Below are 16782 nucleotides of genomic sequence, written 5' to 3' on the forward strand. Positions count from 1 at the left end.
TCAGGCTGAATTAAGAAGATTCCGGTTGTCGGAATCAAGTATAGCCCGATGTCACATCAGTCTACCGCCTGTCCTCTTATTTTTGCCACCCAAGAAGCTTATCTTACTTGCACATCCACTTAATTAAAATCGGCTACTTCTAGGCTTAGCACAAAACAGGTAGGGTTATATGTATTTCAGCACCATTACGCCGTACGGCGGAACCTCTACAGTGCCCTCATATTTTTTACCTGTCAGCAGGTCTATCATTAAACCGCCAATCGCCAATTTTGCCGGCTGGTTTTCGACTTCAGCTACAGCCAATCCGCTGCCTGCCTGGCCTTCACGTGGAACAATAACTAGGTTAGGAGATGCCTCCGCAACCGGTCGAACGCCGACATCATTGCCAATTGCAATAAGAAGCTTCTGAAGATCTTCAGGCTGCGGTAGAGTGCCAAGCATGATAATTTGGCCCCTGCCAATTTTTTGCCTAGCAACGGCAGCCAATCCCTGCAAAGGATATTCGGTATACGTGGCAAGAGCTTGCGCTCCTCGAAGCTCGAGACCGTCGTACCAAACTGAGCCAGCAGATGACCTGCCATCCCACCAGCGAAGCCCAAATTCGTGAGGGTCTGCTGGAATCTCATATCGGCATCGAATGCCCATCCATTCCTCCAAGCTCCCATAAGGCGCATGTGTAAATTTCGTTGCATGGATAGTCCGAACATCGGAAAGAGGACCAACTATCCATGTTCCACCTGCTTCTATCCATGCTTTCAGACGCTCACGAAGACCAAACTCATCAAGCGCAGGCAAGAAAGGCGAGAACACCATTTTGTATTTGGATAGGTCACTCATCGGAAGAATTACGTCAGGCCGAAATTGCGCCTGCATCATAGGACGATAGACCTTTTCAAGCAGGAACACTTGGTAATTAAAACCATTCACCATAGGCTGATATTCAAACATCCATGCAGCCCTATGTGAAAAATGGAGAGCTAGGCCAGTATTCACAGGCTTGGTATTGTTCAAGAAGTCGGCCGCTGTCCGGAAGCCCGCCGAAATTTCCTTTACTTCGTCGAAGATATGCATGGGTCTCCCACAGCTTGTAATGACTGCGCCATGCATTAATTCCTGACCACTCCAGTGCTGTCGCCAAAGCCAATAAAGGTTTGCCTCACCGCCCATAAGAACAGGAAGCCAACTATTCGCTCGGCAGAATCCGGGCTCCTTGTAACCATTTGCCGTGGTTGAGCCATTCCAGCAGGTAGCAGTTTCCGTATTCCAAAAAGGCCTCTCCTTAATTGGCCGGCAGAAATCAAACCAGAACGCCGCTTGCCAGAGGTTAGACATGCCGTGGTAGTGGTTGAACTGCACCACATCAAGGGCGCGATGTATATCCCCATAGTCAATTCCCGGAACAGGCATCATATCTGTTCCTATTGGATGTATGGTTAGTTTATGAAGAATATCCGCCTGGTGCTTCACAAACTCTACATAAGAGTCGCTTGTAAACTCAGCCCATGCTGTTAGCAATGACGGATGGTGCCAAGTATGCCGATGAGGAATCGGAAGCTGGTCGAACGATTGGTATGTCATGCTCCAAAGGTTCGTGCCCCAAGCAGCATTCAATGCTTCGATTGTGCCGAACTTTTTGCGCATAGTATCTCGAAACTTTTTTACACAAACCGGACATACACACGAGCGGCCTCCGTATGGATACACTTCGTTATCAATTTGCCAACCTATAATCCGCTCATCCTTTCCGAACTCTTCAGCCAATCGAGTAACAATACGGGTGCAATGCTCGCGATAAACGGGACTATTTGGACATGCATGCCTTCGCGAACCATGCATAGCAACGCCAATGTCGTCACGAACAAAGAGTATTTCTGGATAGCGTTCCGTAAGCCAAGCAGGTGGTGTGCATGTAGGTGTCCCCATGATTACTGCAATTCCAGCTTCACCAAGCTTCTCGACAACTAAGTGTAGCCAGTCAAAGTCGAAAACCCCTTCTTTGGGCTCCATGCGGCTCCACGCAAACTCACCAATTCGCATGACATTCATGCCAGCTTCTTTCATCAAGGCAATGTCAGCATCAATTTGCTCGATGGGCCAGTCTTCTGGATAGTACGCTGCGCCGAGAAATGGTGGTTGAAAAGATTTCATCGTTCATCTCCGAAAATTTTGATTAATAGCTTGCAAAACTTGCCGACCGATAATCTACCGCATAAGGTTTCATAGGTCAAATTTTAACCAAACCCTCAAGGTGACAAGTCTCGTTCAAGACTTCAAGAAACCATTTACCATTTGGCAGTCTGGAAAAAATTGTTATGCCGCAATTATCAAGCCTTATCTTGCGGAATGCATATAGGGGAGCATCAAGCGCATAGCATATGAATGCATGGATTGTGCCTCCGTGCCCAACCAATACCACTGTTTCGTTGAGATGCTTTTTCACGATTCTGTTGACAACGCTAGAAACCCTTTCAAGCAGAGATTCAAGCCGCTCACCATTTGGAGCTCTGTGTTGCACAGAATCTCGCTGGTAATTCGCATAAAGTTCGGGATATCGCTCTTTTATTTCGTCAACCGTCAAGCCTTCCCAATCGCCGAACGCACACTCTCGAAGCCGCATATCGGTTTGCACAGGAAGATTATGATACTTAGCGATTATCCTTGCTGTCTCGCTAGCCCTAATCAAATCGCTTGAGTATATGGCTGTGATATCTTCTCTGCTCAGTCGCTCGGCAGTACGCAAAGCCTGCTTTTTCCCTAATTCGGTCAGCTCGGCGTCGGTGTGTCCTTGGTACCGTCGTTCCAAGTTATAAATCGTCTCTCCATGTCTAACAAGAATTATTCTCACCTATATTTCTCCTGGGCGGATTCGGCCAATTTCTGTGCCGTCAGTACGCAGTTTTATAACGCCAAAACGAACTGCACATATTGGGGAGATTGACCGTAGAGGAGTAAAAATTCGCATCATTGCTCTTTTAAAGTCAATGCTCGTTACTATGCCAAGTCCAAGAAGCTCAAGATGTTTATCTGAAAGCCCAACAATAAGATTAGTAAACTTCGATGCCGTAGTTACAACAACACTATTTGTTGCGAATACCTCTTGAATTTCTTCGATGCCCTTCTTATTATAATCACGCTCGGTGACAAGGTAAACTGTTCGTCCAACCATTTCCCCGTGAAGGACATCAACTCCAAGGGCCGCTGAAGCGAATTTTAGGTATTTGGGCTCAAGCACCTGGCCAGCGCTTAACCATGTGCCGAATGTGCCTACGCTTTCAAGGTTTAGCTCGTATGTTTGGCCTTCGCGGAAATACTGATTGAACTTTGTAGCTCTCCTCTGCACCCGCAGCGTCACGCTTTTCGGCTTCACTGCTGGGGAAGCAGCAAGGCGATGAACCTTACAGTCAACCCAACAGTCAAAAAACTGAAGAATGTGTTCAAGTTCTGTGGCTTTTTGAATCGCCACCAAATGTTTTGGGCGAATAAGCTCTATTTTATGGGTCTTTAGTTTGCGCGCAACGGAGCCTCGCACAAGACCGGTTGTATCAACAATAATAAGCGTCTTTCCAACGGTTAATGCCCGTTCGACAAGAGTTTTGACGCCTGTTGCGGTGGCGAGCAGATGACCAACTGGGGAAGTTGACCCAACAAAAAAGAGTGCATGCGGATGAAGCTCCCCAAGCGACTGGATTGGAAATTCGACCATTCCAAGACCCACTGTAGTGGGAGGACCAATTTCGGATTGTCCCATATCTCCATCAATCACGGCGACTGGGATGCCTGCTTCAAACGCTCGGTTGGCAATCAAAGTGGTGAAAGTTGTTTTCCCAACATCAACGCCACCGATGACCATGGTAACGCCTGGCAATTGGAGCAATTCCTCTATATGGGGCAACCATTCCTCAGGCACGTGCAGAGGCATCGTAGAGACCCTCCAAGCTGTCAGCTAAAAAATCGGTTAAACGCTATCCATGCCATTTCCTCCCAAAGCAGGCGATTTGGGTATATGTAGAGTAAACAGACAACCGAACCGTAGTTCTAGAAAATCTCGGCTTCAACATTTTTGGAAGGTGCTGATATGAGAAAATCCTTATGGATAATATTCTCTATGATTTTTGTGCTAGCAATTGCTACGCTTTACCTAAAACTAAGTAGTGAACCGAATTTGAGCAATGAGGAGCAAATCCAAGCCCTGCTTGCAGAAGGTGAAACTGCTATCGAAAGCCGAAATGTGCGGCAAGCAATGTCTCTAGTCTCCGCTGATTACAAAGACTCAATAGGTTTTACTTATCCAACACTTCGTATTGAAGTAATGCAAGCATTCAGAAGTGCAGATGCTTTTGACGTCATTCTAGGACATCCAAAAATACATATCAGCGGAAACTCTGCGGTCGTGAATCTCGACGTTTCGGTGGCGGCAATCAGAGCGGGAGAAAGGCAAAATGTTTTTAGCTCACCTGTAAGCTTAAAGTTGAGGCTTGAGCGGCAGACCCGCTACTTTTTCTTTCACACACCCAAATGGCGCATTATAAGCATATCCATCGAGGGTGCCTTTGTACCTGGTTTCTGAAAAACCTTTACGGTGCGCTCGGGCTTGCTGGGATTATCAATGCAAGGCTATCTGTGTTGCTATAGATCCAGTAGCCATGCCACCTTTCGAGTTTTTCAGACTCTGGCCAATCGTCAGGTAAACCAAGTGTCCTAAGCGACTGGCTTGAATTCTCCCACCACCAGCCTATGGAGTTTAGCCATCCCCGCTCACGAGATGCTTCCTCCATGCTTAAACATTCACACCCGTTGTGTACCCTTACATCTGACCAGTATGTATCATGGTCGAAGGTATGGCCTATTAGGGTCCACCCACTCTTTGGAAGTGTAACCCATTGGTCCTCAGGCTGATATCGCCCTTGATATGATATATTCGTAGGCGAACCTACAGATAACCAGAAGCCGTCGCCCAAAAGCATTCCGCCATACGTACTTGCAGACCACTCATCATAGAAGATAAAGCTTGAGCCCTCCGCTTCCCATCTGCAAAGACTATTATTAATAGGAATCGAACCGAAAACAGCTTGAGGATCCCAATTCCCAGGAATTGCTGGAATACCTAGTAAATTCCAACCAGCACCTACTATGCCCTCTGGGGATTGAATAGTGCTAAGAGGTGGATTTACTACAAAATCATTATTGTCTCGAGGCATAATAGTTGGTATGTTATTGGGCGGCACATTATATGTGTCTGTGCTTGATATACCTACTATCTCCATTCGGTCGCCGATAGATGCAGAGCGATTTGTAGTAATCCTTATTCCGTTGAAACCCGAACCGTCATCTAGCGGACTAGTTGTTCTATTTGAGCCATCCCAAATATAGAAGAAACCAGAGCCTACATGCGTTACGGTACCAGTTACCTTCACCAAAAGGCCAACGTTTAGTGCGCCTCTGCCATCAGTCACTCCTGGATTATCCGGCCCTGTTCCTGCCCCGCCAAGATCGCGGTTTCTCACCCCAATTGGCGCTGGCACGGTAGTAGTGCCATGCACAATGACCGCTTGGCTAGGACTAATCGAGCGCTCTCCATCGGTAATTCCCAAAGTACCTATAACCTGGGCTACATCCCCACGGCTTACATATGAGCCAACAGAAGCATTTACTCGAATTCCAGATGATCGGTCAGCCGATTCGATATAGAAACAAGTTGCAAAGACAGCGGTAACAATGCCTTGTACATTTACAAATTCGCCATTGGGTAGCTCGCGGACCGAGCCTATAGGATTGCCTGGTGGCGGGGCTGGCGCCGTGTAAATTATATCAGACGGGCCTCTTGGGCGAATGCAACCATTGCCATATCTGTTTCTGCGGCCAATGGGACCACGGAAGTTGTACGTAGCTCCTGTTATTGGCCAATTGCTGATGCCCAGCGTCAAAGGTGTTTCTATTGCAACCTCAGCAATATTTCCTGAAACATCGGCGATTACAATGTAAGGAATTGGGTCGCCTAGGTCATAAGGCGCTCCACTCGGGACGTTTTTTACTACAATTGCTCCGGTTGTAATCGCATACTTCCCCCAGCAAGGATGAACAGAAATATTGCCATGCATAAACTCTGGAATGCTTAGGCCAATGGGACTAACTGGCAAGCCACCTTGATTGCCAAGGTTCAAATAGATATCATCCTTATATTGCAGTGATATGTCCGCCTTAATTCGCCGCTCATGACCACTTGGCGTGCCAAGCATACCTGTAATCATCACGGTATCTCCGACCCTCGGCCTAGGCCCTATATATGTAGAATTACCATCGGGGTCCGTTCCCTCCGGGTCGTCCATCTGATAAAAGTATTCATCCTGTGGGACGGGAAACATCATAAGAATGCCGTTTCCGGGGTCGTTTGGATCGCAAACATACCACTGGTAGTTGTAATCTCCAGAATCCTTGCGTTCGGCTAGCCCAAACACCTCAGGCGGGTTGGGAGGCGTATATGGCCCACAGGTCTGCGCATAAACAACGCCTTTAACATTACATGGCGTTGAGTCAGGAAGCTGTCTAGCTTCTGCCACGGTACAAGGACGCAAATATATATCCACTGAAATTGGATTAGGACCAACTACAACCTCTATTGGGTCCATACTCCCGTACCCTGTTTTCACCGCCTTGACCTGATATGTCCCCTGGCTAAGTTGAACTGTCGTCTGCCCGCTAGAATTGGTGGTGGTTGAATTGTAAGTAAACGGATAGCCAGGCAAACCACTCATGCCACCTGTAGCACGTGCAAAAGCTCCCGCAATTGGGTGATTTGTAATACTGTGCTTTATTGTAAATGTAACGGGAACGCCTGTTACCTTAAGCGCTATCGTATCTTCGCTCGATGACGTGCTGTCGATCATGGTAACTGTCAACTCGTGGGTGGCGACCTTGGCGCCGACGGCCGCTTTTATGCCTGGGACGGTAGCAACTACCGTCCTCCCCGTTGGGTCGGATGTATCCCTAACAAGGCTTGTGCTAACCGCATCTTCCTGAATTCCAACTGGGTCCAAGTCTACTCGCACTTCGCTGACATCTTGCCAACCTGCTCCATCATAAATCCAAGCTGTTAGGGTTGCGGTGGTTGTATTATCCCCAGGTACGCTGGTTGGGATTATTGAGTAGAAAGTCATAACCGGAAGATGATCACTCGTGGTGTGAAACACATTTGTTTTTACCGTATGCGATGAAGTCCCGGGTTCGGTAAAGAGCGCCCAATAATACTGTCCCCAAGTGTTTGTAAACTTACCATACGTTACTCCGGGATTCCCGACTGCATCGGTCTTAATCATGTGGCCCCAAGTTACAATGTCGTTACCATCTACAGGGGTAACCGAGCCGGTGACGGGATTAACCTTATAAATTGCATAGGTGGCTGGCGGATTGTATGCGGCAGTACACGAAGCCCACAATATTGAACCATCTGGGCTAGCATCAACATCCCAGACGCCAGGAATATCTACCGGCCACGGAGATGAAGCTTGCTCATAAATTGACCCATTTTTTATAAACTTGTAAATCTTCCCATCGTAGCAAACGAACATTGTCTGGAGATCGGCGCTTACCCATACGCCACCAATTTTGAAGTTATCTTCGCTGAGACTGCCAAGGTTAGCTATCACAGCTGGCGTACCCCAAGTTGCATGATCAGGCTGTAAAGTAACCTCGTAAACCTGACCGAATCCGCCGGTCACAAAAACATGGGTGACACCGGAGCTATCGGTGCGTGCAAAAATTCCTCTAGAGTATGTAATTGGCGGTGAACACGAGACCCATCCTGAGCCGTCGGGCTTGAAGCAATAAACATATCTATTGCTTCGGTCACCAACGTAGACATAATCATCATCGGCAACACTGGCATCCCATGGAGCACTTCCGCCCCAATATATGCCTGAATCGTTCATTGTGCCAACGAACGACCCGTCTCCCCGGTAAATGTAAATATCTTGGTAGCTTTTATGGGGCACATAGGTCCAACCAAAGTATGGACTGTTTGGCCTAGTATTGATGGCAATGCCATACCAACCTTCCATATCAGGAACCGGCGGATTAGGAGGTGGGTATTCCACAGTTGGGTCATTATATTTAAAAATCCCAACTAGAGGTCGCCACTGGGTCTCATTCGGCCCGACAGCTTCAAGCACAGCCACATAGGATCCTGGTTCCAAACCATAGAAGAAATGCTCGTGATAACCCTTTGACTCCGAATAATAGGACTCGCACTGCACTGGATCGCCAATTGGGTTGCCATTCGCATCGGCATGGTAGATTGTGCACTCGAGGTAGAAAACGGTGGTGTTCAGCCTATAGCTTATTTTCGCAAGACTACTTTGCGCCCAACCTGTGGGCTCATAAATAGCAACTTTTGCGGAGCAAGCACCTAAAGCCAGCGCAAATAATAAAGTTACCGCAAAAATCAAAAAGGTGCCCCTTTGGAACCTCATAGCCCGTTCCTTTCCGCCGAATCGAAGAGATAATCGGCAAGCTAATAAACTCAAACTTTAAGGCTGGGCAGTAGCTATTAACATTATTGACTTGTCGCCAAGTTTTAAACGTCTAGCACATAGAAGGTTTGACTAATTAAATTATACAACACATTGGGGGGTTTAACTTTGGTTGTCAGAAAAACCAGCAATTTTACTAGGGGTTTCAATTTGGATGGCGACAATACTTTTATCGCTGAAGGCACAATAAGGTTTGAGAAATAGCATGACTGGTCGTCCAAAACAAGTATAATTACCAGGTTTTTCCCTGTTTTATTGACAAAAAGGCCTTCATAGAGTATACTTTTGTTAAAGAAAATATCAAAAAAGGCCATTCATGCAGGTGGGTTAAGGTCGAGCCAATCCCCCTGCGGAAATGGTGAAATTAGGTGTGAGGAAGGCAAAGTTTTCTACGAAGTAGTGCACACCCCTATAATCCAAATCGAATAAGTTCTTTTTAGAACAAACTAGCGGATTAGCGTACACTCCAGTTTACCCCCCGACTGGTAGTGCGACCAAGTAGTCTGGGTGCACAACACCTTGTCGAAAAGCGAACGAAGTCGGTGGTTTAATTTCCTTACGCAAAGCTAGTCGATATTGAGGCTGTGGCCTCATTCGATTGCATAGAAAAAGAAAAATTCGCGAGAGGTCACGCATGAAATTGCAAAGAAAGGCTGTATCCGCGCTGGCCGTCTCGCTGATAATGATGGCGGTAAGCCGGACCGCCTGGGCTCAAAATCCTGAACACAGAGCGCTTTGGGCTTATGCATGGGGACCTGGAATAAAGAGTCCTGCGGAGGTCAGCGCTTTGGTTTCTCGAGCCTTAAGCGCCAATTGCAACGTTATTGCGGCGCAGGTGCGTAAGGTTGGTGATGCATACTATACACCGACAAGACCGAACTGCGATGTGCGCGCAGTTGATATTCCCGAAGGTTATGATCCACTTCAGGAGCTTCTAGACCAAGCGCACAGTGTAGGTCTTAAGGTTTATGCATGGGTGGTCGTGAACAGGATTGCTACAATTCCGCCTAGCGATCCGAGCCACATATACAATCGCCATCCTGAGTGGCTTTGCATGTCGAATGCGGGGCAGACGTTATTTGACGAAGGCTATTTTGTGGACCCGGGTGTACCGGGCGCAATGGAATGGAACCATAATGTCTGCATGGATTTGATAACGCATTACGATTTGGATGGCTTGTTCCTTGATTTTATTAGATATCCACAGCAAAACTCTGGCTATAATCCCATTGCTTTGCAGAGGTTCCGAGATCGGTATGGACTAGCGTCCACCTATATTCCGGCGCCAAATGATAGCCTCTTCAGCGCATGGCGGCGAGAACAGGTGACGTTCTTCGTCCGCAAGCTTTACGCAAACATGCTAAGCGTAAAGCCAAACATGGTCCTGAGCGCCTCAACGTTCTCGGACCGAAATGATGCGTACAATTATCGCTTTCAGGATTGGCGGACTTGGATGATGAGCGGGTATCTAGACGCCAATTGCCCTATGGTCTACACGACGAGCAATAGCGTTTTCAACAGCCGAGTGGACGATGCTGTGGCGAACTCTGGCGGCCGCCATGTATACATACTTCAGGGAGCTTATAAGAATACAATTGCAAACTCGATGACGCAATTGCTCTCTGCACGGTCGCGCGGTTCGCAGGGCCAAGGGATATACAGATATTGCTATACGCACAGTGGGGATACAGATTTTAATGCGGATGACGAACCCAGTTTCTACTCCGCGCTAACAAGCCAAGTATATACAGCGCCGACGGCTTTGCCGCCAATGATCTGGAAAACTTCGCCAACAGTAGGACACGTGAAAGGTAGAATCCTGGACGCCAATCAAGGCAAAGGAGTAGATGCTGTTTGGGTAATGGTCGAACCAGTGGGGTTCGGAACCTACACAGATGGCACAGGCTTTTATGCGCACTTAAATCTTGCACCTGGCACATACACAATAAGCGTAACAAAATCAGGATATTCACCGCAAGTTAAAACGGTGACAATCTCAGCAGGCGAAATTCAAACAATTGACTTTACCCTGGCTGGAAACGAAGTCAGCGGAATTTCAGCGGCAAAGCTTATAAATGATGGAAGTGGCGTAGTGCTTCCTCCAATGGTGGTAACAGCTGGCACAAACCAGTTAAGAGAGAAGTTTTACATTGAGGATACTGAACAAATATCTGGGATATTGGTTCAGCTTCCCGCCAACAGCGACGTCGAGGTTCATCCTGGTGACATCGTAAGGGTTTGCGGTCAAATGGGCACTTCTGAGAGTGGAGAGCGACAAATTACTAATCCACTGGTAATAATCGAATCAACTGGGAATAGTGTGCCTGACCCAATGGCAATTGTGCAACGTGACCTAGGTGGACAGTCACTTGGCGCATATACACCTGGGGTTGTTGACGGCAGAGGCACAAACAACATTGGCTTGCTTGTGCAAACCGTTGGCAAAGTAACCGCAATTGACCCGGCAAATAGCTATTTTTACATAGATGACGGGAGCGCAATAGAAGACGGCTTTGGCTCAATGGGTGTACGTGTGCTTTACGACTGTCTCGCAGATGGCAACACAATTGTTCCGCCACAGCAAAATTCCTATGTTCGGGTAACGGGTTTGAGCTCAACCGTAAAATTATCCGGAAACATTTACAGAGCGATTCGTCTGCGAGATCAAGCGGATTGGGTCTATGAAGCATGCCCAGTTACTACTGCTCCACAAGATTTTATCACTCCAGGATGGAATCTTATAAGCATTCCTTGCACGCCAAGAAATCCATCGCCGCCTGCTGTTTTCGGCGCGATACCTCTCGACGGTTGTTTATGGAAGTGGGACACCCAAACACAATCATACCGAACTTATGACTCATGGACGCCACAGGATTTCGGAAGCATCCTAAGAGGCGAAGGCTATTGGTTGAATGCTTCAGCCTCCGGGCGCCCAGAGTTTGAGGCATTCGAGAACTCCGGTGCAGATTTTTACATTGGTTTACCGAAAGCTGGCTGGACAATCATTGGTAGTCCTTTTCAAACCAGCCATCCATGGGCAGAAATGCTTATTACAAACGGAATAGAAGCTGTTCCCATTAAAGTTGGCGCTGAAGACAAAGGATGGGTGGATGGCGTTGGCTGGTGGTGGGAGAACTCCAGCCAAAGTCTCAAAACGGTCAGCTTTCCAGAAAATTTCCCGGCATCTGAAAGCCTAGATCCATGGCATGGATATTGGCTTAGAAGCAATGTTGACAAACTGGCATTAATTGTGCAGCAGGAATAGCAGGGGGTATTATGCTCCCAAAACGGTTATAGTGCTGCCGAATGGACGGCTATAAAACAAAAAAGTATTTGCCTTAGCTCTGTTTAGAAGTCTTGGGCACATATTGAAAAGAGGAGGTTTTTAAAATGAAAAAATTGGTGGTGCTAATCTTTATTTGCGTACTTTTTTCAAGCTGTTTAACTATTGCAAACGCCACCGAATATCGAGCTGTGTGGATTGACGGATGGCACAGCGGAATGTGGACGGCATCTGAAATAGACACCATGCTATCATATGTCTGCACTCAAGGCCATTATAACGTCATCGTTCCACAAATACGAAAGAAAGCCGATGCGCTCTACAATTCAACATATGGAGGGCCAAACGGCACAGGCGAGCCCAAGCCTGAGCAAGTACAACCGCCTGACTTTGACCCGCTCGCCTATATGATTCAAAAGGCCCATGAAAGGGGCATTGAGGTTCACCCATGGGTCTGCACTCACAGATGCCCCACTACTACATCTGACTGGTTCTACATCTCACACCCCGACTGGCTTACCAGGTCACAGGGAGGCACCTCGCCGCTGTATGTCGAGGGTTATTGGCTAGACCCCGGCCATCCTGATGGCGAGGAATATACGGTAAATGTAATCTTGGATATAGTCAAGAATTACGACATAGACGGCATTCAGTGGGACAGAATACGATATCCACAGCTGAACTCTGGATACAATCCAACTGCAATTGCGCGATTCCAAGCAGAAAAAGGCTACTATCCAAGCTATTCTGATTCAACCTTCATAAATTGGAGAAAAAATAATCTTAACGCCTTCGTCGCCAGGGTTTATGCGCAGATTATGGAGATAAAGCCACACATCGTTGTGGGTGCAAACACTTGGCCGGAATACAGCATTGGCAACAGCACATACCTTCAAGACTGGAATGCGTGGATGTTTAACCACTGGCTAGATATTAATGTGCCGATGAATTATACATCCAGCAACACAACATTTACTACTCGTATCCAGGATTATCTAAATAGGCGATATGGGCGCTATGTATACTCTGGCATGAGTGTAGGCGAAAGCGGTCAAACACAAGCCAATGCTTGTACTCAAATTGGATATTGCCGAAGCTATAATCAGGGAGCAGGAATCCCGTGGGGTTGCCAAACGTACAGCTACTATCATGGGACAGTTACAAGCCCAGGTTGGTTCTCATATGTGGCAGCAAGCGGCCGACCATACTATACCATTGATAATGCAGTGCCTGACCTCCCGTGGAAATCTAACCCAACCACTGGCATCATTCACGGAAGAGTTACCAAGCCTGGTTTAAATGATCCATATACTCACGATTGGGTATACCGAGCCACCGTTACAATATACCACCCCGGGCCGCCTGACGAAGTTTACATGTCGACATTTACAGACCAAACAGGTTACTACGTTTTCATGGATGTTCCACCAAGGAGCGGCTATACAATCACTGCCGAGAAAGCAGGAATGGTATCACGAACTTATACAAATCAGACACTAAAAGCGGGTGAGGCTTTGAGAGAAGACTTCCAATTGTCTTACACCACCTGCACTTCTCCTGCTGGTACAGTAACTGCTGGCTGGAACTTGATTAGTCTGCCACTCGACCCCGTAAATACCAATCCCGCCACGGTGTTTAACGGTATAGATATAGATGGCAAGCTCTACCGATTCTGCAGAACGACTTGGTCACTTATAGGATACGACTCCTGGACACCAGAAATTTTCGGTCCATGCAAAACCGACGAAGGCTACTGGCTATTTGCGGATGGCCCGAAAACGATAAGCTATCAAGCGTATGCAGGAGGACCCACTCAAAGAAGCACTACATTGGGCAACAACTGCTGGAACATTATCGGTTGTCCATTCACTACCGACAAACATTGGGAAGACGCGGAAGTAAAGCGTGGAGAAACAACAGTACCGCTAAGAATCGCCGCCAAAGAAAATAACTGGCTTGATTCAGTAGGTTGGTGGTGGGACAACAGCAGTCAGAGCCTAAGAACGGTAGGATTAGAAGAGGACTGGCCAGCTACTGAGTATCTACAACCCTGGCACGGCTACTGGATAAAGACTTACACAAACGATGTGACTCTAACGCTGCGCTAACCTTTCGTATCTAATTAGCTAACCTGGCTTTGAGCATAGCGCAACTCAAAGCCAGGAAATCTTATTTAGGTGGCTTGTAATGAAAGATAAATTAGTGGTTGTTGCTCTTACCCTTACAACACTTCTGCTATCGCTATCAGTAGCAATTGCAGAAGTCGAAATCATCATTGACAATCCAAGCGCCTATTTTGTTGGCGAATGGAGTACAGGCACAATGACAACAACCAGGTATGGGAGCGATTATCGCTATTGCTTTATATCAACTTCAAATGGCAATACGGCGACATACACGCCCACAATTCCGCAAACTGCCTCCGATTGGCAGGTCTATACTTGGTACCCATCTGGAACAAACAGGCCAACCGCCGCTCAGTATATCATACATACGTCAGCAGGCGATGATTACAGATATGTCAACCAACAAACAAACGGCGGGCAATGGGTTTATATTGCTACGTATACAATGAACGCAGGAACGGGCAATTATGTACGCATCACAAATGCCGGCACTGAGACCACAAAGGTAGTAATGGCGGATGCTGTGCGCTTCTACTCAATTAGCGCAGGCGGAAACGATACCACGCCGCCAGTTATCTCCAATGTATCCTCAGCGGCAGGTCAAACGTCAGCAACTATCACATGGACCACTGACGAACCGGCAACTTCGCAGGTTGAATATGGCACTACTCAAAATTATGGAAGCCAAACACCCGAGGATACTTCATTAGTCATAAATCACAGCGTAATAATTTCTGGATTACAGCCGGCAACTCTTTACCATTATAGGGTGAAGTCAAAAGATGCGTCAGGCAACCCGGCAGTATCATCGGATTATACTTTTACAACCGCTCCTGCCAGCCAAAACGGCGAGTTCCGCGCTTTTTGGATAAACACGTGGAATAATGGTTTTCTAAGCGCTTCACAGATAACGAACTTGGTGAATGAAGCTTACGGCGCCAACTACAATGTCTTGATTCCAGAGGTACGCAAACGTGGAGATGCTTACTACAATAGCTCGCCAATCTACGTTCCGATTGACAACGCATATTACCAGGAACCTAGAGCAAGCAACATCATAGACCCACCGCCCTTCGATCCTCTCCAAGACTGCATAAATAAAGCCCATGCTTTGGGCATGCAGGTTCACGCTTGGCTAGTTACCTATCGAATCTGGGGCACCAGCACGCCTCCAGAGAACCATATATGGTACGTTCATAGGCCAGGCGGCCCTGGAGCAGACTGGGCAATGAAAAAAGCCGACGGCACATATGATGATGGAAGCAATTACAACCTCGACCCCGGCATTCCCTCCGTCCAGGATTACATATGTAAAGTTGCCCTTGACATTGTCAGCCGCTATGACATCGATGGGCTAAATTGGGACTACATCAGGTATCCTGGAAACAACTGGGGCTACAATGCAATTACACAGCAAAGGTTTTACAACGAATATGGCTACTGGCCGCCAACCTCATCATCCAGCCCAAATTGGGGCACGTGGTGTGACTTTAGAAGAAGGCAAGTCACAGACCTTATTAAGAAAGTCTATCTCGAAATAATGGCAATAAAACCGCATGTGAACCATAATGTAGACACAGTCGGATGGATGGGCGTGGACCCAAACATTAACTATGAAGGCACCGCCCAATATAAAGATGTATTCCAAAATGCAAAGAGCTGGATGGAACAGCATATTATTGATACCAATATCCTAATGAACTACAAGCGAGAATACGATACTGCTCAGAAACAAGACTACCGACTCTGGACTAACTGGCTTGCTACTATGCAAGCAACCACCGGCAGACACAGCGTCGACGGTCAAGCATGTTACTTAAACTCGATTTCTGACAGCATCATACAAATGCAAGTTGCCAGAGATGCTGGGCTTGCCGGAATATGCAACTATGACTACAACACAACCAACAAGGATGGGCAGCCGCGTTCCGCATTTTTAGATGCAGTGAGGACAAATATTTACCAGCAGAAAGCACCAGTTCCGGATATGCCGTGGAAGAGCAATCCTACAACGGGCATCATCTTCGGAACAGTTACCGACGCTTCAAAGCCGAACGACCCTATCTACTGGAATTGGATATACAAGGCAACGGTAACCGTTACAGGTCCTGTAACTCGAACCACCGAGACAGACGCCACTGGCACATATGGCTTTATTGATCTACCGCCGGGAACGTACACAATAACGGCAACTAAAGGCACAAAAACCCGTACTTATACCAACCAGACGATAGCTGCTGGGCAAGTTCTCAGAGAAAACTTCGATTTGGGATACACAACCTGCACTTCGCCCCCGGGAACAATTAAGAACGGTTGGAATCTCATTAGCCTGCCACTGGACCCTGCAAATCCCAATCCCGCATCGGTATTCAGCGGGATAGCCATAGATGGCAATCTATTCAGATACGACGCTGGGACAAGGTCTTTCATAGTTTACGACCAGTGGACTCCTGAAACATTCGGTAACTGCAGAGTAGAAGAAGGCTACTGGCTATATGCGAGCGGTAATCCAACGATAAGCTACCAAGCATATGGAGGCACACCTACAACTCGAGACATAAGCTTGCCAAATGCCGGATGGAACCTCATTGGTTGTCCATTCCTAAGCGAGAAACGGTGGGCAGACATTCTGGTGACAAAGGGAGGAGAAACTCTTACTCTCCCCACCGCAGCAAAAGATCGCGGATGGCTAGATGCAACGGGTTGGTGGTGGGATAATAACAGCCAGAGCCTTAGATCGCTTGGGCTCCCAGAAGACTGGCCTGATAGCGAATACATTCAACCTTGGCATGGCTATTGGATCTCTACTAACTATAACAATTTGACACTTACTCTAAGATAAAAATGG

The 16782-nt window shown here is 47.3% G+C and carries 8 protein-coding genes; 4 read left to right on the forward strand and 4 right to left on the reverse strand.

Annotated elements, in window-relative coordinates; all coding sequences use genetic code 11:
* Positions 1 to 165: 165 nt before the first annotated feature.
* The 3 genes from QHH26_06395 to QHH26_06405 all read right to left on the reverse strand — a co-directional run bounded on the left by QHH26_06395 (position 166) and on the right by QHH26_06405 (position 3919).
* A complete protein-coding gene (locus QHH26_06395; protein ID MDH7481590.1) occupies positions 166 to 2148 on the reverse strand; it encodes a beta-galactosidase in 1983 nt (660 codons plus the stop codon).
* Between the two features lie 76 nt (positions 2149 to 2224).
* Complete coding sequence (gene cobC / locus QHH26_06400) at positions 2225 to 2845, reverse strand: alpha-ribazole phosphatase (protein ID MDH7481591.1); 621 nt, start codon at positions 2843 to 2845, stop codon at positions 2225 to 2227.
* On the reverse strand, positions 2846 to 3919 hold the full coding sequence (locus QHH26_06405) for a Clp1/GlmU family protein (protein MDH7481592.1): 1074 nt from the start codon (positions 3917 to 3919) through the stop codon (positions 2846 to 2848). It lies immediately after the preceding gene.
* A gap of 156 nt (positions 3920 to 4075) precedes the next feature.
* On the opposite strand from QHH26_06405, the gene QHH26_06410 reads away from it, so the two are divergent.
* Positions 4076 to 4567: a hypothetical protein gene (locus tag QHH26_06410; GenBank protein ID MDH7481593.1), complete on the forward strand. Its 492-nt coding sequence runs from the start codon at positions 4076 to 4078 to the stop codon at positions 4565 to 4567.
* Positions 4568 to 4574: 7 nt separating this feature from the next.
* Here the strand turns inward: QHH26_06410 and QHH26_06415 are convergent, their stop codons facing one another.
* The gene (locus tag QHH26_06415) at positions 4575 to 8465 is read right to left on the reverse strand and encodes a hypothetical protein (protein MDH7481594.1); all 3891 of its coding nucleotides are present in this window, start codon (positions 8463 to 8465) and stop codon (positions 4575 to 4577) included.
* 694 nt (positions 8466 to 9159) lie between these two features.
* On the opposite strand from QHH26_06415, the gene QHH26_06420 reads away from it, so the two are divergent.
* From QHH26_06420 to QHH26_06430, 3 genes are all read left to right on the forward strand, one after another.
* The gene (locus tag QHH26_06420; GenBank protein MDH7481595.1) at positions 9160 to 11790 is read left to right on the forward strand and encodes a family 10 glycosylhydrolase; all 2631 of its coding nucleotides are present in this window, start codon (positions 9160 to 9162) and stop codon (positions 11788 to 11790) included.
* A gap of 125 nt (positions 11791 to 11915) precedes the next feature.
* Complete coding sequence (locus tag QHH26_06425; GenBank protein MDH7481596.1) at positions 11916 to 13916, forward strand: family 10 glycosylhydrolase; 2001 nt, start codon at positions 11916 to 11918, stop codon at positions 13914 to 13916.
* A 79-nt stretch (positions 13917 to 13995) separates the two neighbouring features.
* The gene (locus QHH26_06430) at positions 13996 to 16776 is read left to right on the forward strand and encodes a family 10 glycosylhydrolase (GenBank protein ID MDH7481597.1); all 2781 of its coding nucleotides are present in this window, start codon (positions 13996 to 13998) and stop codon (positions 16774 to 16776) included.
* Positions 16777 to 16782: the final 6 nt, after the last annotated feature.

The sequence above is a fragment of the Armatimonadota bacterium genome (assembly GCA_029907255.1).
Classification (GTDB): Bacteria; Armatimonadota; UBA5829; order DTJY01; family DTJY01; genus JAIMAU01.

Coding starts and splice junctions, on each gene's coding strand:
- QHH26_06395 (MDH7481590.1), bottom strand. CDS start 2,148: ATGAAATCTTTTCAACCACCATTTCTCGGCGCAGCGTACTATCCAGAA.
- QHH26_06405 (MDH7481592.1), bottom strand. CDS start 3,919: ATGCCTCTGCACGTGCCTGAGGAATGGTTGCCCCATATAGAGGAATTG.
- QHH26_06410 (MDH7481593.1), top strand. CDS start 4,076: ATGAGAAAATCCTTATGGATAATATTCTCTATGATTTTTGTGCTAGCA.
- QHH26_06415 (MDH7481594.1), bottom strand. CDS start 8,465: ATGAGGTTCCAAAGGGGCACCTTTTTGATTTTTGCGGTAACTTTATTA.
- QHH26_06420 (MDH7481595.1), top strand. CDS start 9,160: ATGAAATTGCAAAGAAAGGCTGTATCCGCGCTGGCCGTCTCGCTGATA.
- QHH26_06425 (MDH7481596.1), top strand. CDS start 11,916: ATGAAAAAATTGGTGGTGCTAATCTTTATTTGCGTACTTTTTTCAAGC.
- QHH26_06430 (MDH7481597.1), top strand. CDS start 13,996: ATGAAAGATAAATTAGTGGTTGTTGCTCTTACCCTTACAACACTTCTG.